The following is a 22,523-nucleotide window of genomic DNA, read 5'->3' as shown; positions in this document are numbered from 1 at the left end:
TCACCAATCCTTGACTGCACGCTCGCCGCGCCGGCGTGCACTTTTCGGCTGGGCTGTCTGGAGATGACGGTGATCGATCGGCGAACCCTGCTTTTGATGTCGATGGCTTTGTTGCCGGCCAGCGCTTCGGCGGCGCGCCGGCTTTTGCCATCTCCGCAAACCTTCGACTACGGACCGGCCAGGCTCGACATCTACGCGCGCGCTGGCGCTAGCTCCCTGCCTGTGGTCCTTTTCATTCATGGCGGTGCCTGGCGAGCCGGCAATCGCACCAACGTCGACGTCAAGCCGGGCTTCCTGCTCGATAATGGCTTCTGCTTCGTCTCGATCGACTACCGGATGCTGCCTAAGGCTGATGTCGCCACCCAGGCCGACGATGTCGAGCAGGCATATCGTTACGTGCGCGCCAACATCGCCAGATACGGCGGCGATCCGAACCGGATAGCGGTGATGGGCCATTCGGCCGGCAGCCATCTCGCCGCATTGACCGGGCTGCGCGGCGGTCTGCCGGGCGTCGCGGCGCTGGTTCTGAACGATACCAGGGCCTATGATCTGGAGGCGCTTGCGAGCAGCGGCGGCATGACACCGGCCTATGCCCGGGCCTTTCCCGACCCGTCGCAGTGGCGCGCGCTCTCGCCTGCCACCCATGTCGGGAGCCGCAAACATCCGCCGACCTTTATCGCCTATTCGCGCGCATCGGGTCGTGAGGCGGCCTCACGGGCCTTCGCCGAGCGCCTGCGGGCGACCGGAACGGAGGTGACACTGTTCGACGGCAGCGCTTATTCGCACATGTCGATCAACCGCGACTTCGGCGAAGGCGACACCTTGACCCGTGCAGTGATGACTTTCCTGAAGGCGGCGCTCGGCTGAAGCCTACCACCTGGTCTTTTCGTCCGGCGCGGCCGGCTCGATCGCCAGCGCGTGGACACCAGCCTTCAGCTCGTCGGCCAGCAATGCGTTGACCGCGCGATGGCGCTCGATTCGGCTCATGTCGGCAAAGGCTGAGGAGACGATGCGGACGCGGAAATGCGTCTCGCCGGTGCCGTCATAAGTGCCGTGATGGTCGGAATCCTGATGGTGATGGCCGGCATGCAGATGGCTTTCGTTGATGATCACCAGCCGCTCCGGCGAGAACGCCTTCTTCAACTTGCCTTCCATCGTTGACTGTATGGACATTCGTACTTCCCTTCACCACATATGCGGGCGCATGACCCTCGAAAATCGGCGCCCTTGCGCGTCCGGAAGGACGCGCGGTACCGTCGCCGCGACAAAATTCGCCGATCGCCCGCTTTATGCCCCGATTCAGCGGTTAGGGCGATCATTGCAAAAATGTCAATTCTTGTTTCGCACCAGCGAACAGCCCATAAATGGGTAAGATGAAACCGTACCCCAAATATTTCGAAAAAATTCGCATCCGCCCGGAGAAGGATGCGGAGCTGAAGTCGCGCTCGCCGATCTGTCAATGGGACGGTTGCAAGGAGGCCGGCACCCATCGCGCGCCGGTCGGGCGCATGAAGGAGGGCGAATATTTCCAGTTCTGCTTCGATCATGTGCGCGAGTACAATAAGGGCTTCAATTATTTCTCCGGTGTCCCCGATACCGAGATCGCCCGCTTCCAGAAGGAAGCGATGACCGGCCACCGGCCAACCTGGAAGATGGGCGTCAACGGCGCCTCGACGCGCTCCTCGCCCGATTTCGCCCAGCAGCGTTCCGGCCGCGCCGGCTACTACAACCGCATGCGCGATCCGTTCGACCTGTTCAAAGGCCCGAAGGATCCGCGCGAAGCGCGGGAGCGCAAGGCCAAGCCGCTTGAGGCCAAGGCGCTGGAAACGCTTGGCCTTGATACAAAGGCGACTGGCAAGGATATCAAGGCGCGTTATAAGGAACTGGTGAAACGCCACCATCCGGATGCGAATGGCGGCGACAGAGGTTCGGAAGACCGGTTCCGCGATGTGCTCCAGGCCTATCGCGTGCTCAAGCAGGCAGGATTGTGCTGAGCGACCATTCGGTTCGTGTCGTTTTCCAACTTTCATAAGGTTGGAAAAGGCTCTAAGACCGCCCCCGAACAAAATCGATTGCCGGCGAAACGCGGCGTTCGCCCGTGGAGACGTTGATAAAGATGAACAAGGTCGATCGCGACATCGCCAACCTGCCAGACAGCACCGTGTCGGTGAAGGAGAAATTTGGCTTCGAGTCCAAGATGGTGGTGCCGGCCTATTCGGTGACGAGCGAGCATGTGCCCGACATCGATCCCGACTATCTGTTCGACAAGAACACGACGATGGCGATCCTCGCCGGCTTTGCCTACAACCGCCGCGTCATGGTGTCGGGCTATCACGGCACCGGCAAGTCGACGCATATCGAGCAGGTCGCCGCCCGTCTCAACTGGCCTATGGTGCGCGTCAATCTCGACAGCCATGTCAGCCGTATCGACCTCGTCGGCAAGGACGCCATCGTCGTCAAGGAAGGGCTGCAGATCACCGAATTCCGCGACGGCATCCTGCCCTGGGCCTATCAGCACAATGTCGCACTCTGCTTCGACGAGTACGATGCCGGCCGTCCGGACGTGATGTTCGTCATCCAGCGCGTGCTGGAGTCGTCCGGCCGGCTGACGCTGCTCGACCAGAGCCGGGTCATCCGCCCGCATCCGGCGTTCCGGCTGTTCTCCACCGCCAACACCGTCGGTCTCGGCGACACCACCGGCCTCTATCACGGCACCCAGCAGATCAACCAGGCGCAGATGGATCGCTGGTCGATCGTCACCACCCTGAACTATCTGCCGCACGACAATGAGGTGAACATCGTGCTGGCCAAGGCCAAGCACTATCGCGACAGCAAGGGCAAGGAGATCGTCAACAAGATGGTGCGTGTCGCCGACATGACGCGTTCGGCCTTCATCAACGGCGACCTGTCGACTGTCATGAGCCCGCGCACGGTCATCACCTGGGCCGAGAATGCCGAGATCTTCGGCGATATCGGCATGGCGTTCAGGCTGACCTTCCTCAACAAGTGCGACGAGCTGGAACGCTCGCTCGTTGCCGAGTTCTACCAGCGCGCCTTCGGCCAGGATCTGCCCGAATCGGCCGCCAATGTGGTGCTGGGCTAAGCATGGCTCGATTCTGATTTTCGGGGTCATGCTCCAAGGAATGATCGATGGCGGGTCCGGGCGACAATACGCGCAATAAGTCGAAGACGGGGGCTGAGGCCGACAGCTTCAAGCGCGCCGTTACCGTCTGTATGCGGGCGATTGCCGGCGACAAGGACCTCGAAGTCGGTTTCGCCAAGGACCGGCCGGCACTTGCCGGCAGCCGCGCCCGGCTGCCTGAACTGCCGAAAAAAGCGTCGAAGGCCGATATCGCCATCACCCGCGGGCTCGGCGATTCCATGGCGTTGAAGCGCGCCTGTCACGACACGCGCATCCACACTCGGCTGGCGCCGGAAGGCAAGCAGGCCCGCGCCATCTACGATGCGGTCGAGCAGGCCCGCGTCGAGGCGATCGGCTCCCGCGCCATGCAAGGTGTGGCCGACAATATCGGCTCGATGCTCGAGGACAAATACGCCAGGGCCAACCTCATCGACGTCAAGGAGAAGGCCGATGCGCCGATCGAGGAAGCGCTCGCCCTGATGGTGCGCGAAAAGCTGACCGGCCGCACCGTGCCAAAGAGCGGCGAGCGGCTGGTCGACCTCTGGCGCCCGTGGGTCGAGGAGAAGGCAAGTGCCGATCTCGACGGACTGTCGGCAAAGCTCGACGACCAGCAGGCTTTCGCCCGTGTCGTGCGCGAGATGCTGGCTTCCATGGAAATGGCCGAGGAACTCGGCGACGACCAGGAGACGGAAGACACAGAGGACAACGATGACAACCAGCCGCAGGGCGAGGAGCAGAGTGAGGAGGGCGGCGAGGACGATTCCGGCTCCGAGCAATCGCAGTCCGACGACACCGAGGCGTCGTCCGACGACGAGCAATCGGCCGAGACTGAGGCATCCGATGCCACCGCCGACGACCTGTCCGACGATGACGACGCCGATGCCGAGACGCCCGGCGAGGCGCGCCGCAACGACAATCCCTTCACCAATCTGTCGAAGGAGATCGACTACAAGGTCTTCACCACCGCCTTCGACGAGACGGTGGGTGCGGAGGACCTGTGCGAAGAGGAAGAGCTGGATCGGCTGCGGGCCTTTCTCGACAAGCAACTTGCCAACCTTTCCGGCGTCGTCGGTCGGCTGGCCAACCGGCTGCAGCGCCGCCTGATGGCGCAGCAGAACCGGTCCTGGGATTTCGATCTCGAAGAGGGTTATCTCGATCCGGCGCGGCTAGTGCGCGTCGTCATCGATCCGATGCAGCCGCTGTCCTTCAAGCAGGAACGTGACACCAAATTCCGCGACACGGTGGTGACGCTGGTGCTCGACAATTCGGGCTCGATGCGCGGCCGGCCGATCACGGTCGCCGCCACCTGCGCCGACATTCTGGCGCGGACGCTGGAACGCTGCGGCGTCTCGGTCGAGATCCTCGGCTTCACCACCCGCACCTGGAAGGGCGGGCAAGCACGCGAGAAATGGCTGAAGGAAGGCAAGCCGCCGAATCCCGGCCGGCTCAACGACCTGCGCCACATCATCTACAAATCCGCCGACCATCCGTGGCGACGGGCGCGCCGCAATCTCGGGCTGATGATGCGCGAGGGCCTGCTCAAGGAAAATATCGACGGCGAGGCGCTGCTGTGGGCGCACAACCGCCTGATCGCCCGGCCGGAGCAGCGCAAGATCCTGATGATGATCTCGGACGGCGCGCCGGTCGACGATTCGACGCTGTCGGTTAATCCAGGCAACTATCTCGAACGGCATCTGCGCGCGGTGATCGAACTGATCGAGACGCGCTCGCCGGTCGAGCTTTTGGCCATCGGCATCGGCCACGACGTTACCCGCTACTATCGCCGCGCCGTCACCATCGTCGATGCCGAGGAACTGGCCGGCGCCATGACCGAGCAACTGGCCTCACTGTTTGGCGAGGAAAGTACGCGGGACACGCGACGCGGCGGCATGCGGCGCGCCGGATGATTTATTCGCGGGGCGGCTTTCTGCAGACGCTTTTCGCCGTCACAGCGCTGTTCGTTGCCGGCATCGCCCTGTCGCCTTGCATCGCCGCGGGCAGCGTTTCGGTCGAGCCGATCGAAATCTCGGCACGGCTGATAGACCGGTTTCATATCGGCCGTGACGAAAAGCGTTTCGGCCCGCTCGAATTCGTCGGCGGGTTGGACATGACCTCGCCGTCACGCGATTTCGGCGCGCTGTCGGCGTTTCGCTTCCTCAAGCCCGGCAGTAATTTCATCGGCGTCGCCGACACTGGTTTCTGGTTCTTCGGCACGGTTACCCATGATGCCGACAAGCGCCCGTCGGGCATGCGGTATTTCCGTATGCAGCAGATGGTCGATGAGGCGGGCCTGATCGAAGAGAAATGGAAGGTCGACGCCGAAGGCCTTGCGGTCAAGGGTGGCATTGCCACGGTCGGCTTCGAGCGCAACCACCGTGTTTCCCAGTTCAAGATCGACCCGCACGATATGGAGCCGCCGTTCAAGCAATTGGATTCCCTGATTCCAGCCTGGGAACTTCGCCTGAATCGCGGCTTTGAGACCGTCACCCACGCCCATCCTAACGGCCAGCACCAAGGCGGGCTGGTCGTCGTGTCGGAGAAGAGCCTCGACAAGGCCGGCAACATCTATGCGGCTGTTATCGGAGGGCCGCACAAAGGTGTCTTCACCGTCAAGCGCAACGGCAATTTCGACATTACCGACGGCGCATTCCTGCCGGACGGCGACCTCTTGCTTTTGGAGCGCAGCTTTTCGATGGCTGGCGGGGTCAAGATGCGGCTGAGGCGCATCTATGGCGAAGGCGTCGAGAAGGGCGCCGTTGCCGACGGGCCGGTGCTGATGGAAGCCGACATGGCCTACCAGATCGACAATATGGAAGGGCTCGACGTCTGGACCCGCGACGACGGCGCACTGATGGTGTCGCTGATCTCGGACGACAACCACTCGATGCTACAGCGTAATCTCTATCTGGAATTTGTGCTGCACGAGGATTGAGAACGTGCGGCCGGCGATTGGCTGATGGCGAGGCTGCCGTCTCGAGCTCTTCGATGTTCGCAGCTTCGCAAAGAGAATTCGGCCTATTGCTCGTTGGTCGCGATCCAGATGACGTGGCGGGCGCCGCGCTTGCCATTGGCGCGGACCCTAACTTCCTCGACAGAGAAGCCCGTCTGCTTGAGTCTGCGGGTAAAGCCGCTGTCGGGCCCCTGCGACCAGACCGCCAGCACGCCGCCGGGCTTGAGCGCTGCTCTCGCTCTGTTCAACCCGGCTATACTGTAAAGAGCGTCATTGGCCCCGTAGACAATCCCTTCCGGCCCATTGTCGACGTCGAGCAGGATGGCGTCATAGGTTGCCACGTCCAACTTGATGAGCCGTCCGACATCCGCCTCGCGAACGGTCACGCGCGGATCGTCGAGACAGCCACCGAACACCGAGGCCATCGGGCCGCGCGCCCACGCCACGACGGCGGGTACCAACTCGGCGACAACAATGCCGGCGTCGGCGCCAAGCTCGGCAAGGGCGGCGCGCAGCGTGAAGCCCATGCCCAGCCCGCCGATCAGGATTTTCGGCTGCCGCCGGCCGGCAATCCTTTGGCAGGACAGCCTGGCCAGCGCTTCCTCGGAGCCGCTGAGGCGGCTGTTCATCAGTTCGTTCAAGCCGAGCATGATCGAGAATTCGGCGCCGCGTTGTTTCAGGCGAAGCTCGTGGTCGCCGTCAGGCGTATTCGCGCTATCGAGCTGGACCCATGGGATCATGCTCGAGACCCTGTGAGCATGATCTTGTCCGAAAACCGGCACCCACTCTCAGGGATCATGGTCTATGCCGCCAGTGCCGGCTGGCTCCAGCGGGCGGCAAGCAGCCGGTAGGGGATCAGCGCCACCACGGCGATGATCAGCTTCACGCCGAGGTCGCCGAGCGCCCATGACACCCAGCGCATGGTCTCGACCGGCAGCACGCCCATCAGCGGCGCGGTTTCAAGCGCGAAGCCATCGTTCGGGCCAGCGAAGGCGAAGGCCGCTGAAAAGGCGACGGTGAAGAACACGGCGGTGTCGAACACCGAGCCGACCAGCGTGCCGACGATCGGCGCCCGCCACCAGCTCTGCCGGCGCAGCCAATTGAACACGGTCACGTCGAGCAGTTGCGCGATCAGGAACGCGGTGCCGGAAGCCGCCGCAATGCGCACCAGCCGGTCGGCGGCCGTTTCGAACTCGATCAGACCGTAGCGGAACAGCAAGGGCGGGATGACGACCGAGCAGATCACCGCCGCCGTGAAGCCGACAAACACGATCCGGCGCGCCACGGCCGGGCCGTAGCGGCGGTTGGCAAGGTCGGTGACCAGGAAGGAGAAGGGATAGGTGAAGGCGCCCCAGGTCAGAATGTCGGCCAGCGACAAGCCGCCGATCGCACCTTGCAGCGGGAACTGCACAAGCATGTTCGACGCCACCACGACAAGCGCCATGGCCGCAACAAAGGGCAGGTATCGGGAGAAAAAACTCATTTTTTTATCCTGGGTAATGGAACCAGCGGGGTGTCATGCCGAGTTCGGACGACACTCCTTGGAAGGCGGTTGCCTGAAAAAATTAAGCGGCCGGCTGTTCGGCAAGTTTCTTGGCGATCTGCTTCTTCAGCAGGCGCGCGCGCTGCGACAGCTCCTTGGCGTCGGCCTTGGCCAGGAAAGCATCAAGGCCGCCGCGATGCTCGACCGAACGCAGCGCGTTGGCCGAAATGCGCAGGCGCACATTCTGGTTCAGCGCTTCCGAGATCAGCGTCACATTGACGAGATTGGGCAGGAAGCGACGCTTGGTCTTGTTGTTGGCGTGGCTCACATTGTTGCCGGACATGACTGCCTTGGCAGTGAGTTCGCAGGTGCGGGACATGGTTCTAAACCTTCAGTTCTCGGTCTGGCCAAACATTCGACCCGCGCCGGTTGGCGCGCGGTTTCGGTCAGGCGGCCTTATGGAAAAAGTTGGCGTTCCATAGTTGCATTTCGCCGATGCGTCAAGCTCCGGCTTGCGCACGGGTGTGGCGACGCCTTTCACATAAAGGCCGGAATTCAGCCTATAAGCGGTCGCACAACGAGATGCCAGGCCGGAGTTGTCCGCTTCCGCTGAAAAATCGAGGATCGATCCCCGCCATGCTTCGTTCGTCTCTTGCTCTTCTTGCCTCGCTTGCCGTTGCACTGCCGACGGCAACGTTTGCCGCCACGCCACAATCCTTCAAGGGCGAGTATACGGTATCGATCCTCGGCCTCTCGGTGGCGAAAGCAACCTTTTCCAGCAGTTACGAAGGCGATACCTATTCGATCGACGGCAGCGTCTCCAGCGCCGGCCTCGCCACAATCTTCGACGACACACGCGGCACGGTCTCGTCAAAAGGCAAGATTTCGGGCAAGCAATTGCAGCCGCAAGCGTTCCGCGCCGACTACAAGTCGGGCGAGAAGGCCTCGATGATCGATATCCAGTTCGCCAATGGCACTGTTATCGCGACGAAGGTCGTGCCTGCGCCGAAGAAGCGCAATCCCAAGAATTGGATACCGCTGGGCGCCAGCCATCTCGCGTCGGTGCTCGATCCGATGGCCGCCACCGTCATCCATGCCGACAGCCTCGACAAGGTCTGCGGGCGCACGGTGAAACTCTATGACGGCGAGATGCGCGCCAATCTGACGCTGACATACTATTCGAAAGGTTCGATCTCGGTGCGCGGCTACAGGGGCGAGACCGTCACCTGCAGGCTGGGCTTTGAGCCGGTGGCGGGGTACCGCAAGAACCGCAAAGCTTTGAAGTACCTGAAGGATCGCAGCCGCATCATGGTGACATTTGCGCCGGTCGGTCAAACTGGCGTATATGCGCCGATCCACGCCACCGTCAGCACGAAAATCGGCACTCTCACCGTCAGCGCGGAGCGGTTCGAAGCAACAGAATAGGCGCGATTGCGCGCCGCCAGAAACAGGCATGAGGCCGACGGACATGGGGCGCGCAACACTGATCGGCTTCTCGGCGATCGCCATGTGGGCGCTGCTGGCGCTGCTTACGGACGCTTCCGGTGCGGTGCCGCCATTCCTGCTTTCGGCGATCACCTTCACGATCGGCACCGGCGTCGGGCTCGTCGCGCGGCTGTTCATGCCGGCCGCCGCCAACCGACAGAAGATACCGCCGCAAGTGTGGGTGATCGGCATTGCCGGCCTGTTCGGCTATCACTTCTTCTACTTCACTGCGCTGCGCAACGCGCCGGCGGTGGAGGCGAGCCTCATCGCCTATCTGTGGCCGCTGCTGATCGTGCTCGGATCGGCGCTGATGCCGGGCGAGCGGCTGGCCTGGAACCATATCGTCGGCGCGCTGCTCGGGCTTGCCGGCACTTTCCTGATCGTCACCAAGGGCGGCGGGCTTGCCTTCGACGCGCGCTATGCATTTGGCTATGCGATGGCTGGCGTCTGCGCCGTGCTGTGGTCGGCCTATTCGCTGCTGTCGCGGCGCTTCCCGTCGGTGCCGACCAGCGTCGTCACCTGGTTCTGTGCGGCCACGGCAGCGCTTTCCCTTGTCTGCCATCTGATGCTGGAAGAGACGGTGCTGCCTGTCGGCGCCGGGCAGTGGCTGGCCGTGCTCGGCCTCGGCCTGATGCCGGTGGGCGCGGCCTTCTACGCCTGGGACATAGGCGTCAAGCGCGGCAACATCCAGGTGCTGGGCGCGGCGAGCTATGCCGCGCCGCTGCTGTCGACGCTGGTGCTGATATCAGCCGGTTTCGCCGAGCCCTCCCTGCGCATTCTCGCCGCCTGCGTGCTGATCACCGGCGGGGCAGCACTTGCGGCGAAATCGCTGTTCTTGCGCAAGCAGGCAACTGGCGAGGCTGGGGCGTGATGCCGTTTCCCGGCGGCATTGACGCCAACGCCAATGCGACGCTGCTGTTTTCGCTGGTGGCGGCGGTGATCTACGCCTTCATCATCGACATGCCGCCGACGCTTGCGCGTTCTGCGGTCAAGACGCTGGCCGTGGCAATGCTTGCCGTGCTGGCCTCGCTGCAGGGCGGTCCGTGGCTGCTCGTGGCGGCACTGGCGCTCAGCGCCGTCGGCGACGCGTTCCTGTCGCGCGACGATGAAAAGGCTTTTCTCGGCGGGCTGGCCAGTTTTCTCGTCGCGCATGGGCTTTACATCGCGCTGTTCCTGCGTTCCGGCGGTGGGATCGGGCTGCTCTCGGCCGAGCCGTGGCGCGGGTCGATTGCCCTGGCAATGGCCGTGTTCGCGCTCGCCATGCTTTTTTCGCTCTGGCGCCGTGTCGGCCCCGCCTTGCACCTTCCGATCAGCGTCTATATCGCGGCAATCCTTGCCATGGGAATTTCAGCACTCACCCTGAGCAATGTCTGGGTCTTTGGCGGCGCCGTGCTGTTCATGGCGTCCGACGGGCTGCTCGCCTCGGAAAAGTTCCTGCTGACCGCCATCTCGCCGCACCGTGTCTGGATGCGCTACGCGGTCTGGATGCTGTATTACGCCGCCCAGCTGGGGATCACGATGGGTTTCCTGTTGGGTTAGGTATGTCGATATCAGGGTGATGCCGGCCTGACCTGAATCTCAACATACCTACGTCGTTCCCGGCTGCCAGCCCGGTTTGGCCAGCTCGAAGGCGGCGAAATCGAAGCCCGGAGCCACGGTGCAGCCGACCAGCGTCCACTCGCCCAGGCTGCGTGCCGACTGCCACCAACCTGCCGGCACGACGATCTGCGGCCGCTCGCCCGCCGCCAGTGCCGTGCCGAGCACCTGCTCGATCACCGGCCCGTTTTCCCCATGTATCGACAGCGCCAGCGGCGCGCCGGCATAGAAGTGCCAGACCTCGGCCGCGTCCTTGACGCGGTGCCAGGCCGACACTTGTTCCTGCTCCAAAAGAAAATAGATCGCGGTCGAATGGCCGCGCGCGTCTTCCGTGCCATCGCGGAAGGTTTCGGCATACCAGCCGCCTTCCGGATGCGGTTTCAGGCCGAGCGTTGCGATGATTTCGGCGGAACTGGTCATTGGCCCCAGAACGTCACGGTTTCCAGACCATCAATGGTGCTCAGAAATTGTCCTTGCGCTTGCGAATTTCGGCGAACACTTCGGCGTCGGAGGCGTTCTCCAAGCCGAGATGCTTGCGGATTGCCGGATCGTGCCAGCGCAGGAACGGATTGGTCGACAGTTCCTCGCCGATCGTGGTCGGCAGCGTCGGCTTGCCGTCGGCGCGCAGCGCCTCGATTTTCGCAGCGCGCTCCTTTAACGCCGAATTGGTCGGGTCGACGGTCAGCGCGAAGCGGGCGTTGGAAAGCGTGTATTCATGGCCGCAATAAACGACCGTCTCGGCCGGAAGTGCCGCGAGCTTTTTCAGCGAATCGTACATCACCGGCGGCTTGCATTCGAACAGCCGCCCGCAGCCGAGCGCGAACAGCGTATCGGCGGTGAACGCCACTTTCGATCCCGGCAGATGATAGGAGACATGGCCTGCCGTGTGGCCGGGCGTGGCGATCACGTCGATCTTCTCCTCGCCGAGGTGGATGACCGAACCCTGCTCGACGGTTTCGTCGATGCCGGGGATCTTGGCCTTTTCCGCTTCCGGTCCGACGATGCGCAGCTTGAAGCGCTCCTTCAGCGCCAGATTGGCCTCAACATGGTCGACATGGTGATGGGTGGTCAGGATCATCGTCGGCGTCCAGCCGGTACGCTCGATCGCAGCCAGGATCGGCGCCTCCTCGGGCGCGTCGATGATCGCGGTCTGGCCGCTTTTGGGGTCATGCACCAGCACGCCGAAATTGTCGCTGCGGCACATGAACTGTTCGATTTCAACCGGCATAGCATCTCTCCACTAGAGCGGTTCGGCGTTTCACGGAAACGCCGAACCGCTCTATCTCGTTGTTTTTGCGCAATTCCGGATGGAAAACCATTTCACACTTTTCCTGGAATTGCTCCAGAGCGCCGTACGTCCAGTTGGACGCACAAAGAACGCTCTAACACCTTTATCTGCTGCATCGTGCTTTCCGAAATCGAAATCGATTTCGGGCCCATGCAGTAGTCGCCGCAGACATAGGGCGCTTGCCCGCGCATGTCATCCGCCTTTGTTGAACTTGGACAGCATCGAAGATAGCGTGCCGCGCATGCATTCCGATATCGTCGACCTTCGCTCCTTCTATTCGACCACGCTCGGGCGATTGGCCGAACGCTCGATCACCATGGCGTTGTCCTCGATATGGGCTGTTGTGCCCAATGAGCGGCTGGTCGGCCTCGGTTACACCTTGCCGTGGCTGGAGCGGTTCGGAACCGACGCGGAGCGTGTCTTTGCCTTCATGCCGGCGACGCAAGGCGCGGTGGTCTGGCCGGCCACGGGGCCGACCGCAACCGCGCTGGTCTTCGATGAGGAATTGCCGCTGGTCGACGCCTCCATCGACCGCATGCTGCTCGTCCATTCACTCGAACATGCCGAGAACCCGCGCGAGACGCTGAACGAAATCTGGCGGGTGCTGTCGCCCGCCGGCCGCGTCGTCATCGTCGTCCCCAACCGGCGCGGTGTCTGGGCCCGTTTCGAGCATACGCCGTTCGGCAGCGGCCGGCCCTTTTCGCGCGGCCAGCTCACCGAATTGCTGCGCGAAGCAAACTTCACGCCCGCCGCCTGGTCCGACGCCCTGTTCTTCCCGCCATCGCGGCGACGCTTCATGATGCAGTTCCACAATGTGCTGGAGCGCGCCGGCCGCAGGTTCTGGCCGATCTTTTCCGGCGTCATCGTGGTCGAGGCGCAGAAGCGGCTCTATCAGGGCGTGCCGGTCGTCCAGCGCGCATCTCGCCGCGTCTTCGTGCCGGTTTTCTCGCCGCATGGCGCCACAAGGCTCGGCCGGATATCGCCGACCGGGAAAGGCGACATTGCCGAGCCGTCGATGACATTTTCGTGATCGGGATCGAGCTTATTCTCACCTATCTGTCGAGGGCGGGTTTGCTACCCGAATGTGTCGACATGTTCACCGGTTTCAGCACCGCTTGCGAATTCAAGGACTTCACCAATGGCTGATCATCCGGATGTAGAGGCCAGCGCCAAGCCGGTTGCCGCGTCGATCGAGGCCAGCAGCTTGCGCGACCAATTGGCGACGATCAAGCTTGCGCTGGGGACTTCGCCGATCCGCAAACACCTGCTCTGGGCCTGCGTCGGCATTGTCGCCGTCATTGTGGCAACCTCGATCGGGCAGGTTCTGCTCAATCGCTGGAACGAGCCCTTCTACGACGCGCTGGCTCGGCGCGATATGCAGGGCTTCCTGCACCAGCTTCTGGTCTTTGCCGCCATCGCCGGCGGACTTGTGGTGCTCAATGTCGGCCAGACCTGGCTCGACCAGAGGATCCGGCTGAAGCTGCGTGAGGCGTTGACCCTCGATCTGATCGGTGAATGGATGCGGCCGGCGCGCGCCTTCCGGCTCGCCAACGCCGGCGCCATCGGCGTCAACCCTGACCAGCGCCTGCAGCAAGATGCCGGACATCTCTCCGATCTTTCCACAGGCCTCGGCATAGGGCTGTTGCAGTCGTTGATTTTGCTTGTTTCGTTCGTCGGCGTCTTATGGTCGCTGTCTTCTGGTTTCGTCTTCCATATCGGCGGCTATTCGCTGGCCATTCCGGGCTACATGGTGTGGGCCGCGATCCTCTATGCCGGTACCGCCTCCTGGCTGAGCTGGCTCGTCGGACGGCCGCTCATCCGCTTCAACAGCGACCGCTATACGCGTGAAGCGGAGCTGCGCTCCTCGGTGGTCCGCGTCAACGAGAATGTCGATGCCATCGCGCTTGCGCACGGCGAAGCCGACGCGAGACGACGGCTCGAGCTCGACCTCGGCACGGTGCTGGGCGCGATGCGGCGCATCTACAGCGCCCAGATCAATCTTTCCTGGGTGACCGATACCTATGGCTGGATCACTGTCGTCGCACCGATCCTCGTCGCCTCACCGGTCTATTTCGCCGGCGATATCAGCTTCGGCGGGCTCATGATGGCTGTCGGCGCCTTCAACCAGGTGCATGCCTCGTTGCGCTGGTTCATCAACAATATCGGCGGCATCGCCGATTGGCGCGCCACGCTGATGCGCGTCGCCGATTTCCGCATCGCGCTCGTTGAAACGGACGTGCTGCACGACACCGAAGAACGCATCACGATCGGCGAAAACCCGAATGGCAAGCTGACATTCGAGAACCTCGAGGTTGCGTCGCGGGATGGATGTACGAAGCTCGCCAAGCCCCATGTCGAAATCCGCGCGGGCGAGCGCGTCATGATCACTGGAGATCCGCGCGCCGGCAAGACGCTGTTCTTTCGGGCCATTGCCGGTCTGTGGCCGTGGGGAAGCGGGCGGATCGGCATGCCGGCCGGAGAGGTGCCCGCCTTCGTTCCCCGCAAGCCCTATTTCCCGCTCGGCACGCTGCGCGAGGTGCTCAACCACGCCGATGCCGCGGTCAGCGACGCCGAGATCTCGGCGGTGCTTGCCGAGGTCGGTCTTGGGCGTCTGTCGTCCTCGCTCGACCGCTCGGCGCGCTGGGAGCGCGAATTGAGCGATGACGAGCAGCGCCTGCTTGCCTTTGCCCGGCTGGTTTTGCGGCAGCCGAAATGGGTGATCATCGACGAGGCTTTGGACACGTTCGACGGCGCGACGCTGAGTCGGGTGCTGTCGATGCTGGAGGCGCGTCTTGCCGACGCCGCGATCCTCAACATTGGCCGGAGCCAGCAGAACATTGAATTCTTTCCGCGCTCGTTGGCGATCGTGAAAGACGTCGACCGACCGGCTCTCAAGCCAGTCCGTGTCAGGGCCGGCGCGATCGAACCACCCCCGGCCGTCGCCGCAGCCTACCAAGAGACGTAGCTGGCGATACGCAGCCAAGCTTTATTTCGCCGTGATCGCGGCGAAAGATTGCCGGCATCGTGCGGAAGTTCGCGGCGTTGGACCCATGCTTGACGCGCTTAAAACGCGTCCCGTTGAAGAGATTCATGCGACACGTTTTAAGCCTTTGTTTCTATGCATGTCGTTACCCCAAAACCGCTTCGCACTTTTGGGCGACATGCATTAGCCTGCTTGCCTGCCTTGCCTGCGCTCAGGCAGCACCACTGGCCGCGCCGGCCAATACCATTGCAGTGGACGTCGAACTGGTGCTGGCGGTCGACATTTCACACTCGATGGACGAAAGGGAATTTGCCCTGCAGCGCGCGGGCTATGTCGAGGCGCTGCGCCACCCCGACTTCATCGATGCGGTGCGTTCGGGTGTGACCGGCCGCATCGCGCTGGCCTATTTCGAATGGGCAGGCACCGTTCGCGACGATGCGGTCATTGCCTGGCAGGTCATCGATAACGCTGAGAGCGCCGACGCATTCGCCGACAAGATCGAGGCGCGCCCATTCAGGAGCTTTCGCGGCACCTCCATTTCCGGTGCGCTCGGCTTCGGCGCCAAGCTTTTGGATGGAGGCGCTTTCGAGGCGACGCGCAGCGTCATCGACATTTCAGGCGATGGCCCCAACAATACCGGGATGCCCGTCACCACGACACGCGACGCTGCGGTGGCAAAGGGTATCGTCATCAACGGCCTGCCGATCCTGATCAGCCCGTCGCCCAGCTTCAGCCATCTCGACCAATACTATGCCGAGTGCGTTACGGGCGGGCCTGGGGCTTTCGTGCTGCCCGTCTATGCCGCTTCCGAATTCGTGACCGCCATACGCCGCAAACTGATCCTAGAGGTCAGCGGTGTTGCCGGTCCCTGGGCCGATCGCGTACCGATCCGGGTCGATGCGGCAACACCGGTCGACTGTCTGCAAGGCGAGCGCGACCGGCGGTTTTTCTCCGATCCGTATTTTCCGGAACTTAATCGCTAGCTGGTCGATGAATGGCGATCAGTCCTACACCCATGGTCTTCGGACTCGGGCAGGCCGAGCGCCATATTGGCCGAAGAAGCGACGGCCGTTATCGCCTCAGCAGGAACACCGCTTGCTGGCCAAAGAAATTCCAGAACCACCATGGCATCGAGAGGCCGATTTTCTGGCCATTGGCGTCAAGCGCGGTTGCCCTTTCCACCGTTGCGCCGAGCTCCTCGCAGAGATTGACGAAGTCGCGGATGGTGCAGAAATGGATGTTGGGTGTGTCGTACCAGGAATAGGGCAGGTCCTTGGTCACCGGCATCCGCCCTTCGAGGAACAGCGAAAGGCGCACCCGCCAGTGGCCGAAATTGGGGAAGGAGACGATGGCGTGTTTGCCGATCCTGAGCAATTCGTCGAGCACCAGCTTCGGGTTGCGGGTCGCCTGCAAGGTTTGCGACAGGACGACGAAATCGAAACCCTTGTCGGGATAGAATTTGAGGTCCTTGTCGGCGTCGCCCTGGATGACGGACAGGCCGCGCGCCACGCATTCGTTGACGCCGCGCTGCGACAGTTCCATCCCGCGGCCGTCGACCTGCTTCGTCGCCTGCAGCAATTCGAGCAGCAGGCCATCGCCGGAACCGACGTCCAGCACCCGCGACTGCGGCGGGATGAGATCGGCGACGACTTCGAGGTCGACGCGCTGGGCGTGGTTGACGCTCATGATCTCGCCTTTTGCCTGGCGCATGATCCTGATCCGAAAAGTCTGCAACTTTTCGGGGTCATGCGCTGATGCCTGGTGCATGGTGCCGGTCCGGAAAGCCTGCAATCTTCAGGGGTCATGCGCTGAGCCCCCTCGCGCGGGCCGCCGAGGCGATGAAGCCGTTGATGGCCGCGAACAGCTCCGGCTCGTCGAGCAGGAAGGCGTCGTGGCCGCGATCGGTCTCGATCTCGACGAAGGACACCGAGGCGCCGGCCGCGTTCAGCGCGTGAACGACCGAGCGGCTCTCCTCGGTCGGGAACAGCCAGTCGCTGGTGAAGGAGACCAGGCAGAAACGGGTCCTGGTGCCGGCAAATGCGTCGGCCAGTCGGCCGCCATGGTCGGCGGCGAGGTCGAAATAGTCCATTGCCCGGGTCATGTAGAGATAGGAGTTGGCGTCGAAACGGTCGACGAAGGTCATGCCCTGATGGCGCAGATAGCTCTCAATCTGGAAGTCGGCGTCGAAACCGAAGGTGAGCGCTTCACGGTCCTGCAAATTGCGGCCAAACTTCCGGTGCAGGGCCGCTTCAGACAGGTAGGTGATGTGAGCGGCCATGCGCGCCACGGCCAGTCCCTTTTCCGGGCGCTTGCCCTGCTCGAAATATTTGCCGCCATGCCAGTCCGGATCGGCCATCACCGCTTGCCGGCCGACCTCATGGAAGGCGATGTTCTGCGAGGAATGGCGCGCGCCGGTGGCGATCGGCAGCGCTGAGAAAACGCGCTCCGGATAGCTCGACGCCCATTGCAGCACCTGCATGCCGCCCATCGAGCCGCCGAGCACTGAGAACAGTTTTTCGATGCCGAAATGGTCGACCAGCATCAACTGCGCCCGCACCATGTCGCGGATGGTGATGATCGGCAGGTCGAGCCCGTAGGGCTTGCCGGTGGCTGGATTGGTCGAGGCGGGGCCGGTCGAGCCGAGACAGCCGCCGATGACGTTTGAGCAGATTACGAAGAAGCGGCTGGTGTCGATGATCTTGCCGGGGCCGATCAGCACTTCCCACCAGCCCGGCTTGCCGGTCACCGGATTGGTGCTGGCGACATGCTGGTCGCCGGTCAGCGCATGGCAGACGAGGATGGCGTTGGAGCGGGCGTCGTTGAGCGTGCCGTAGGTCTTGTAGGCGATCTGGAACGGTGACAGCAGCGTGCCGGCGTCGAGCTTGAGCGGCTTGTCGGCACCGAAACGCAACACCGGGCTCGACGGTTGGTCGGCCTCGTTGTTGGTTCTTTTAGTGCGCAGCGCGACCATCGCATCCTCTTATATTACCCATCGCGCTTTCCGAAAATCGATTCCGATTTTCGGGCGATGCGGTTGTCCGGCCGGCAACGGACAACAAAAACCGGCATTGCTTTCGCAAAGCCGGTTACAGAATGCAAACGGCCCTTTAGCGAGTTGTTTAACGTGGCTGCAAGCCGACCGGCCAAATCACCACGGGATTTCGCCTTTCTTCTAGGACCGGCGCGCCTCGGCGTCAACGGCCAGTCGCTCACCCATAATTGACGCTCTCGACATTCCGGGCCACGGCTTGTATTTCCGCTGCGGCTTCTAGTGTGGCGAATCCGAAATTCGCATCGCGTTGGAGCAGCGCAGTGGGCGAATTTCGGATTCGCCACACTAGCAACCAATGAATTCTAGTGTGCTGGATTTGAAGTTCCTGAGCGCTGATGCCACCAAAATGGCAGGAACTCCAAATCCATCACACTAGGCGGAAACGTTCTCGACGGATTTTTTGCAATATGAACCAGCCATCGGATCAGGCACGTCCAACGCCCCGCGCGGGGATCATGGACATAGAAGCCTATGTGCCGGGCAAGAGCACGGCGCCGGCCGGCGTTGCCAAGATCCATAAATTGTCGTCGAACGAGAACCCGCTCGGCCCCTCTCCGAAGGCGATAGAGGCCGCGCGCGACGTCGCAGCCAAACTCGACATATATCCCGACGGCACCGCCAGGCGCCTGCGGGAGGCGATCGCCGAGGTGCATGGCCTCAACCCGGCGAACATCGTCTGTTCCAATGGTTCCGACGAGATTCTGGGCCTGCTTGCGCAGACCTATCTCGCGCCCGGCGATGAAGCCGTTATCACCGAACACGGCTTCATGGTCTACAAGATCTACATCCAGTCGGCTGGCGCTGTCCCGGTGTCTGTCAAGGAAACCAATGAGCGCGCCGACGTCGATGCGATCCTCGCCGCCGTAACGCCGCGGACCAGAATCATCTTCCTCGCCAATCCGAACAACCCGACCGGCACCTATTTGCCGTTCAAGGAGGTGCGCCGCTTGCATGCCGGCCTGCCTCGAAATGTGCTTCTGGTGCTGGATGGCGCCTATGCCGAATATGTCCGCCGCAACGACTATGAAGCCGGCGTCGAACTGGTGGCTGGCGCGGAAAACGTGGTCATGACCCGCACCTTCTCCAAGCTCGGCCTCGGCGGCGCGCGGATCGGCTGGACGTACGCGCCGATGCATATCATCGACGCGATTAACCGCGTGCGAGGTCCCTTCAACGTCAACGCGACGGCGATCGAGGCCGGCATTGCCGCGATCCGCGACCGCGACCATGTCGAGCGCAGCGTGGCGCATAACGAGACCTGGCTGCGATGGGTGAGCGAGGAGTTGACCAAGCTCGGACTGCGGGTGACGCCGAGCGTCGGCAATTTCGTGCTCATCCACTTTCCCGAGGACCAAAAGCATTCGGCGGCGGCTGCGGACGACTACCTCTCAGCGCGCGGCTACATATTGCGGCGCGTTTCCGGCTACGGCTTCCCGAATGCACTGCGCATGAGCATCGGCACCGAAGAGGCCAATCGCGGCGTTGTCGCCGCGCTCACGACATTTCTGAAAAGCTGAGACAATGACATCACCGATGTTCGAAAAGATCGCGCTGGTCGGCATCGGCCTGATCGGCTCGTCGCTGGCCCGCATCATCCGCCGCGAAGGTCTTGCCCGCCACGTCGCTATCTCGACACGCAGCGAAACGACGCTGGCACGGGCAAGCGAACTCGGTCTCGGCTCCTCCTACACGGTGGACGCGAAAGAGGCGGTCCGCGATGCAGACCTGGTCATCGTTTCGGTGCCGGTCGGCGCTTCGGGCGAGGTCGCCGAGGAAATCGCACCGGCGCTGAAGCAGGGCGCCATCCTCACCGATGTCGGCTCGACCAAGGCGTCGGTCATCGCGCAGATGCAGCCGCATGTGCCTGATGGTGTGCATTTCATTCCCGGCCATCCGTTGGCGGGCACCGAAAAATCGGGTCCGGACGCAGGCTTTGCCGAACTGTTCGAGAATCGCTGGTGCATTTTCACGCCGTTGCCCGGCACCGATCCCAAGGCGCTGGAAAGACTCTCGGAATTCTGGCGCCGCTGCGGCTCCAACATCGATACGATGGATTCCCAGCATCACGACATGACACTGGCCATCGTCTCGCATCTGCCGCACATCATTGCCTATAACATCGTCGGCACCGCCGACGATCTGCAGTCGGTCACCAAGTCTGAGGTCATCAAATATTCGGCCTCCGGCTTTCGTGACTTCACGCGCCTTGCCGCTTCCGACCCGACCATGTGGCGGGATGTCTGCCTGCACAACAAGGATGCCATTCTCGAAATGCTGGCGCGGTTCTCGGAAGATCTGGCCTCGCTGCAGCGGGCGATCCGCTGGGGCGACGGCGAAAAGCTGTTCGACCTGTTCACCCGCACCCGCGCCGTCCGCCGCTCGATCATCGAGGCCGGCCAGGACATCGACGTACCGGACTTTGGCCGGCAGGCGGTCGAGCACCCATCCAAGGGATAGAGCAATCGAACCCAAATGTGGGTACCGATTTTGGGAAATCCGATGCTCAAACAAAAGGCACAGCGGCGGTACGATTCGATTTGAAAGCCCGCCGCTGTCTCAGGCCGGCCAGTGGGCGGCCATCATCGCCAGCGTCTCGGCCCTGTCCGGCGCGCCCAGCCTGCCGCCGAAACGCTGGCATTTGAGCGCGGCGGCGGCGCTGGCAAAGCGCAGGGCCTGTTCGATCGGCATGGCTTCCGCCAAACCAACGGCAAAGGCGCCGTGAAACACATCGCCGGCGGCAAGCGTGTCCACTGCCTTGATCCTTGGCGCCGCGACATGGCGCACGGACGCGACCGAGCGGTCGAACCACCAGCTTCCCGCCGAGCCGCCCGTCACCGCTACGAATGCATCGGTGCGTCCGGCCAACGCTTCACAGGCCTCTTGCGGGCCTTGCTCCTCGCGGCAGAGGATGAATGCCGCTGGCTCCGACGCGACGATGTGCGAGGCGAGCGGAAAAAGGCGTTCCAGCACGTCCCGTGGCGCGGTGTCGGCGTCCAGTATGGCTGGACGGCCGATTGCGCGCGCCGCCGCCATGGCCAGAGCTGCTGCGCCCGGCCAGCGTACGTCGACCAGGACGGCGTCGAATGCGGTGAGATCTTGGGTGGGGAGCGCCTCGGGATCGGTCTGGGCGAGCTTGTCATAGAAAGGAACGATGATGCGCTCGCCGTGCGTATCGACCAAGATGGCCGACAGTGCCGAACGCGCGCCGGTGACGCGCCGGACAAAGCTGCAATCGACGCCTTCGGCCTCGATCCCGGCGACCAGCTGATCGCCGACGGTGTCGTCTCCCGCGCTCGCCCACAGCGATACGTCCGCGCCGAGGCGGCGTGCGGCGCAGGCCGCGCTCGAAGCCATGCCCGAGGCGATCTGGACGCCGTCGGCCGCGATGAACTTGCCCTGACGTGTCGGAAGCGTGTCGACGCGTAAGATCGTGTCGAGCGTCAGCGCGCCAACACTCAGGAGCTTCACCGGGCGGTTCATCTATCTTCCTGTTTGACCATGATCTTTTCCGAACTGGAGGTTCGCAATCTTGGTCTAATCGACCGGCTTGATCCTGCCCAGCGGGATAAAACCGAGCGAGGCCTTGCCCTTGACGACCTTGAGCGGCATCGACGGTTCGTTGCCTAGCAGCGCCAGCCCGGCAAAGCCTGTTTTGATCTGGCTCTTCTGCTCGGGAATGGCCTTGCCGAGGATTGCCGCCACCGCCTTCGGATCGCTAAGCTTGATCATCAAATCGGCGTCGATCAGCCCATCGGCATCGACCGAAACCGGTCCGGAAATGGTGATACGCGCAGTTCCCGACGACAGATCGAGCTTGCCGATATCGACCGCCTGGCCGCGCAGGCTCTTTGTTTGTGTCTTGATCAGCGCCACGCCTTTCTTCAGCGTCACGTCGCCGCTGCCGTCGAGCGGCGGCAGCACGCGACCATCGATGGCATCGGGGTCGATTTCGAGATCGGTAAAACTCCCGGCATAGTCGATGCCCTGGCCGTTCGGACGCAATTGTCCGGCCGCTGTCCCGGCGCTGAACAGCTCGACCGGGTCTGTGCCATCCGCCGGATCGGTCTGGGCAGACAGGCTCTCCGCCTCCAGTGAAACGCTCCGGGGCAGCGGCCAGGACAATTTCACGTTCGCTCGCAGAGTATCCCAGTCGATCCATAGCGGCGCCATCCCCGGCACGGAGGTCCTGAGCGGTCCCTGCAGGTCGACGCCAGGCGACAGGATCTGGGTGATGTGCGTAGCCGCGTGGAGGCTGCCGAGCGAGGCGGCGACGTTCCTTGTGTCGTCCTGGTAAGCCAGACTGTCGCAGGAAACGGCGAAGCTCGAGGGATAGCCGCTGACCGTGAGATTGGCGCAGTCCGCCTCGATGCCATTGCCGTTGAACTCGGCCACCGCTTTGGCGGCTTCGCTCTTGACCTTGTCTGCCAGGTAGAACCAGCCGGCGCTGTAGAGGCCGAACAGCACGACCATGAAAGCGCCAAGCCAGAACAACCGGCGGAAAAAATTCGGCGGACGCTCGTCACTTGACGTCATGCTGCGGCTCT

The 22,523-nt window shown here is 62.8% G+C and carries 23 protein-coding genes and 1 riboswitch; of the genes, 13 read left to right on the top strand and 10 right to left on the bottom strand.

Annotation, left to right across the window (positions count from 1 at the left end; all coding sequences use genetic code 11):
• Window positions 1–69 precede the first annotated feature (69 nt).
• A complete protein-coding gene (locus ACWUKX_RS09665) occupies window positions 70–867 on the top strand; it encodes an alpha/beta hydrolase (RefSeq protein WP_456006113.1) in 798 nt (265 codons plus the stop codon).
• 3 nt (window positions 868–870) lie between these two features.
• On the opposite strand, the gene ACWUKX_RS09660 is transcribed toward ACWUKX_RS09665, so the two are convergent.
• Window positions 871–1,173: a BolA family protein gene (locus ACWUKX_RS09660; protein ID WP_029348635.1), complete on the bottom strand. Its 303-nt coding sequence runs from the start codon at window positions 1,171–1,173 to the stop codon at window positions 871–873.
• Window positions 1,174–1,364: 191 nt separating this feature from the next.
• Here ACWUKX_RS09660 and ACWUKX_RS09655 point away from each other — a divergent pair, with 191 nt between their 5' ends.
• The 4 genes from ACWUKX_RS09655 to ACWUKX_RS09640 all read left to right on the top strand — a co-directional run bounded on the left by ACWUKX_RS09655 (window position 1,365) and on the right by ACWUKX_RS09640 (window position 6,074).
• Window positions 1,365–1,994: a J domain-containing protein gene (locus ACWUKX_RS09655; protein WP_127211936.1), complete on the top strand. Its 630-nt coding sequence runs from the start codon at window positions 1,365–1,367 to the stop codon at window positions 1,992–1,994.
• A 122-nt stretch (window positions 1,995–2,116) separates the two neighbouring features.
• On the top strand, window positions 2,117–3,103 hold the full coding sequence (gene cobS / locus ACWUKX_RS09650) for a cobaltochelatase subunit CobS (protein WP_065007510.1): 987 nt from the start codon (window positions 2,117–2,119) through the stop codon (window positions 3,101–3,103).
• Window positions 3,104–3,150: 47 nt separating this feature from the next.
• On the top strand, window positions 3,151–5,049 hold the full coding sequence (gene cobT, locus ACWUKX_RS09645; RefSeq protein WP_456006111.1) for a cobaltochelatase subunit CobT: 1,899 nt from the start codon (window positions 3,151–3,153) through the stop codon (window positions 5,047–5,049).
• Window positions 5,046–6,074: an esterase-like activity of phytase family protein gene (locus tag ACWUKX_RS09640; RefSeq protein WP_456006108.1), complete on the top strand. Its 1,029-nt coding sequence runs from the start codon at window positions 5,046–5,048 to the stop codon at window positions 6,072–6,074. Before cobT ends, ACWUKX_RS09640 begins: the two co-directional genes overlap by 4 nt.
• An 83-nt stretch (window positions 6,075–6,157) precedes the next feature.
• Here ACWUKX_RS09640 and ACWUKX_RS09635 read toward each other — a convergent pair whose 3' ends face one another.
• From ACWUKX_RS09635 to rpmB, 3 genes are all read right to left on the bottom strand, one after another.
• The gene (locus ACWUKX_RS09635) at window positions 6,158–6,832 is read right to left on the bottom strand and encodes a spermidine synthase (RefSeq protein WP_456006106.1); all 675 of its coding nucleotides are present in this window, start codon (window positions 6,830–6,832) and stop codon (window positions 6,158–6,160) included.
• 62 nt (window positions 6,833–6,894) lie between these two features.
• Window positions 6,895–7,575: a queuosine precursor transporter gene (locus ACWUKX_RS09630; protein ID WP_456006104.1), complete on the bottom strand. Its 681-nt coding sequence runs from the start codon at window positions 7,573–7,575 to the stop codon at window positions 6,895–6,897.
• A gap of 82 nt (window positions 7,576–7,657) precedes the next feature.
• Window positions 7,658–7,954, bottom strand: coding sequence for a 50S ribosomal protein L28 (gene rpmB / locus ACWUKX_RS09625; protein WP_006328411.1), 297 nt, complete (start codon window positions 7,952–7,954; stop codon window positions 7,658–7,660).
• Between the two features lie 257 nt (window positions 7,955–8,211).
• On the opposite strand from rpmB, the gene ACWUKX_RS09620 reads away from it, so the two are divergent.
• From ACWUKX_RS09620 to ACWUKX_RS09610, 3 genes are read left to right on the top strand one after another with little or no spacing between them, the layout of a single operon-like run.
• The gene (locus ACWUKX_RS09620; RefSeq protein ID WP_456006102.1) at window positions 8,212–9,000 is read left to right on the top strand and encodes a DUF3108 domain-containing protein; all 789 of its coding nucleotides are present in this window, start codon (window positions 8,212–8,214) and stop codon (window positions 8,998–9,000) included.
• A 43-nt stretch (window positions 9,001–9,043) separates the two neighbouring features.
• Window positions 9,044–9,931 (top strand): aromatic amino acid exporter YddG, encoded by an 888-nt coding sequence (gene yddG / locus ACWUKX_RS09615; protein ID WP_456006418.1) that lies wholly within the window; start codon window positions 9,044–9,046, stop codon window positions 9,929–9,931.
• Window positions 9,931–10,599 carry a lysoplasmalogenase family protein gene (locus tag ACWUKX_RS09610; RefSeq protein WP_029348629.1) on the top strand — a complete coding sequence of 223 codons (669 nt, stop codon included), beginning with the start codon at window positions 9,931–9,933 and terminating at the stop codon, window positions 10,597–10,599. Before yddG ends, ACWUKX_RS09610 begins: the two co-directional genes overlap by 1 nt.
• 48 nt (window positions 10,600–10,647) lie before the next feature.
• On the opposite strand, the gene ACWUKX_RS09605 is transcribed toward ACWUKX_RS09610, so the two are convergent.
• Complete coding sequence (locus ACWUKX_RS09605) at window positions 10,648–11,076, bottom strand: cupin domain-containing protein (protein ID WP_456006100.1); 429 nt, start codon at window positions 11,074–11,076, stop codon at window positions 10,648–10,650.
• A 40-nt stretch (window positions 11,077–11,116) separates the two neighbouring features.
• Entirely contained in the window at window positions 11,117–11,884 is a 768-nt protein-coding gene (gloB, locus tag ACWUKX_RS09600) for a hydroxyacylglutathione hydrolase (protein WP_456006098.1), read from the bottom strand.
• A gap of 301 nt (window positions 11,885–12,185) precedes the next feature.
• Here gloB and ACWUKX_RS09595 point away from each other — a divergent pair, with 301 nt between their 5' ends.
• The 3 genes from ACWUKX_RS09595 to ACWUKX_RS09585 all read left to right on the top strand — a co-directional run bounded on the left by ACWUKX_RS09595 (window position 12,186) and on the right by ACWUKX_RS09585 (window position 15,910).
• Window positions 12,186–12,974, top strand: coding sequence for a class I SAM-dependent methyltransferase (locus tag ACWUKX_RS09595; protein ID WP_456006415.1), 789 nt, complete (start codon window positions 12,186–12,188; stop codon window positions 12,972–12,974).
• Between the two features lie 108 nt (window positions 12,975–13,082).
• Window positions 13,083–14,909 carry an ABC transporter ATP-binding protein/permease gene (locus ACWUKX_RS09590; protein ID WP_456006096.1) on the top strand — a complete coding sequence of 609 codons (1,827 nt, stop codon included), beginning with the start codon at window positions 13,083–13,085 and terminating at the stop codon, window positions 14,907–14,909.
• A 200-nt stretch (window positions 14,910–15,109) separates the two neighbouring features.
• The gene (locus ACWUKX_RS09585; protein WP_287179077.1) at window positions 15,110–15,910 is read left to right on the top strand and encodes a DUF1194 domain-containing protein; all 801 of its coding nucleotides are present in this window, start codon (window positions 15,110–15,112) and stop codon (window positions 15,908–15,910) included.
• An 88-nt stretch (window positions 15,911–15,998) separates the two neighbouring features.
• Here ACWUKX_RS09585 and metW read toward each other — a convergent pair whose 3' ends face one another.
• Together metW and metX are read right to left on the bottom strand one after the other, a co-directional pair.
• Window positions 15,999–16,613: a methionine biosynthesis protein MetW gene (metW, locus tag ACWUKX_RS09580; RefSeq protein WP_065008548.1), complete on the bottom strand. Its 615-nt coding sequence runs from the start codon at window positions 16,611–16,613 to the stop codon at window positions 15,999–16,001.
• Window positions 16,614–16,728: 115 nt separating this feature from the next.
• On the bottom strand, window positions 16,729–17,898 hold the full coding sequence (gene metX / locus ACWUKX_RS09575) for a homoserine O-acetyltransferase MetX (protein WP_029348622.1): 1,170 nt from the start codon (window positions 17,896–17,898) through the stop codon (window positions 16,729–16,731).
• 116 nt (window positions 17,899–18,014) lie between these two features.
• Window positions 18,015–18,092: riboswitch (SAM riboswitch) on the bottom strand.
• A gap of 294 nt (window positions 18,093–18,386) precedes the next feature.
• On the opposite strand from metX, the gene hisC reads away from it, so the two are divergent.
• Both hisC and ACWUKX_RS09565 read left to right on the top strand, forming a co-directional pair.
• On the top strand, window positions 18,387–19,496 hold the full coding sequence (gene hisC / locus ACWUKX_RS09570) for a histidinol-phosphate transaminase (RefSeq protein WP_456006093.1): 1,110 nt from the start codon (window positions 18,387–18,389) through the stop codon (window positions 19,494–19,496).
• Window positions 19,497–19,500: 4 nt separating this feature from the next.
• A complete protein-coding gene (locus tag ACWUKX_RS09565; RefSeq protein WP_456006090.1) occupies window positions 19,501–20,436 on the top strand; it encodes a prephenate/arogenate dehydrogenase family protein in 936 nt (311 codons plus the stop codon).
• Window positions 20,437–20,535: 99 nt separating this feature from the next.
• On the opposite strand, the gene ACWUKX_RS09560 is transcribed toward ACWUKX_RS09565, so the two are convergent.
• Entirely contained in the window at window positions 20,536–21,459 is a 924-nt protein-coding gene (locus ACWUKX_RS09560) for a PfkB family carbohydrate kinase (RefSeq protein ID WP_456006087.1), read from the bottom strand.
• A gap of 54 nt (window positions 21,460–21,513) precedes the next feature.
• A complete protein-coding gene (locus ACWUKX_RS09555; protein ID WP_456006084.1) occupies window positions 21,514–22,512 on the bottom strand; it encodes a DUF2125 domain-containing protein in 999 nt (332 codons plus the stop codon).
• Window positions 22,513–22,523: the final 11 nt, after the last annotated feature.

The organism is Mesorhizobium sp. f-mel (assembly GCF_053850215.1).
This window is presented reverse-complemented; position numbering and strand designations above follow the sequence as displayed.

Coding starts and splice junctions, on each gene's coding strand:
- ACWUKX_RS09660 (WP_029348635.1), bottom strand. CDS start 1,173: ATGTCCATACAGTCAACGATGGAAGGCAAGTTGAAGAAGGCGTTCTCG.
- ACWUKX_RS09655 (WP_127211936.1), top strand. CDS start 1,365: ATGGGTAAGATGAAACCGTACCCCAAATATTTCGAAAAAATTCGCATC.
- cobS (WP_065007510.1), top strand. CDS start 2,117: ATGAACAAGGTCGATCGCGACATCGCCAACCTGCCAGACAGCACCGTG.
- cobT (WP_456006111.1), top strand. CDS start 3,151: ATGGCGGGTCCGGGCGACAATACGCGCAATAAGTCGAAGACGGGGGCT.
- ACWUKX_RS09640 (WP_456006108.1), top strand. CDS start 5,046: ATGATTTATTCGCGGGGCGGCTTTCTGCAGACGCTTTTCGCCGTCACA.
- ACWUKX_RS09635 (WP_456006106.1), bottom strand. CDS start 6,832: ATGATCCCATGGGTCCAGCTCGATAGCGCGAATACGCCTGACGGCGAC.
- ACWUKX_RS09630 (WP_456006104.1), bottom strand. CDS start 7,575: ATGAGTTTTTTCTCCCGATACCTGCCCTTTGTTGCGGCCATGGCGCTT.
- rpmB (WP_006328411.1), bottom strand. CDS start 7,954: ATGTCCCGCACCTGCGAACTCACTGCCAAGGCAGTCATGTCCGGCAAC.
- ACWUKX_RS09620 (WP_456006102.1), top strand. CDS start 8,212: ATGCTTCGTTCGTCTCTTGCTCTTCTTGCCTCGCTTGCCGTTGCACTG.
- yddG (WP_456006418.1), top strand. CDS start 9,044: ATGGGGCGCGCAACACTGATCGGCTTCTCGGCGATCGCCATGTGGGCG.
- ACWUKX_RS09610 (WP_029348629.1), top strand. CDS start 9,931: ATGCCGTTTCCCGGCGGCATTGACGCCAACGCCAATGCGACGCTGCTG.
- ACWUKX_RS09605 (WP_456006100.1), bottom strand. CDS start 11,076: ATGACCAGTTCCGCCGAAATCATCGCAACGCTCGGCCTGAAACCGCAT.
- gloB (WP_456006098.1), bottom strand. CDS start 11,884: ATGCCGGTTGAAATCGAACAGTTCATGTGCCGCAGCGACAATTTCGGC.
- ACWUKX_RS09595 (WP_456006415.1), top strand. CDS start 12,186: ATGCATTCCGATATCGTCGACCTTCGCTCCTTCTATTCGACCACGCTC.
- ACWUKX_RS09590 (WP_456006096.1), top strand. CDS start 13,083: ATGGCTGATCATCCGGATGTAGAGGCCAGCGCCAAGCCGGTTGCCGCG.
- metW (WP_065008548.1), bottom strand. CDS start 16,613: ATGAGCGTCAACCACGCCCAGCGCGTCGACCTCGAAGTCGTCGCCGAT.
- metX (WP_029348622.1), bottom strand. CDS start 17,898: ATGGTCGCGCTGCGCACTAAAAGAACCAACAACGAGGCCGACCAACCG.
- hisC (WP_456006093.1), top strand. CDS start 18,387: ATGAACCAGCCATCGGATCAGGCACGTCCAACGCCCCGCGCGGGGATC.
- ACWUKX_RS09565 (WP_456006090.1), top strand. CDS start 19,501: ATGACATCACCGATGTTCGAAAAGATCGCGCTGGTCGGCATCGGCCTG.
- ACWUKX_RS09560 (WP_456006087.1), bottom strand. CDS start 21,459: ATGAACCGCCCGGTGAAGCTCCTGAGTGTTGGCGCGCTGACGCTCGAC.
- ACWUKX_RS09555 (WP_456006084.1), bottom strand. CDS start 22,512: ATGACGTCAAGTGACGAGCGTCCGCCGAATTTTTTCCGCCGGTTGTTC.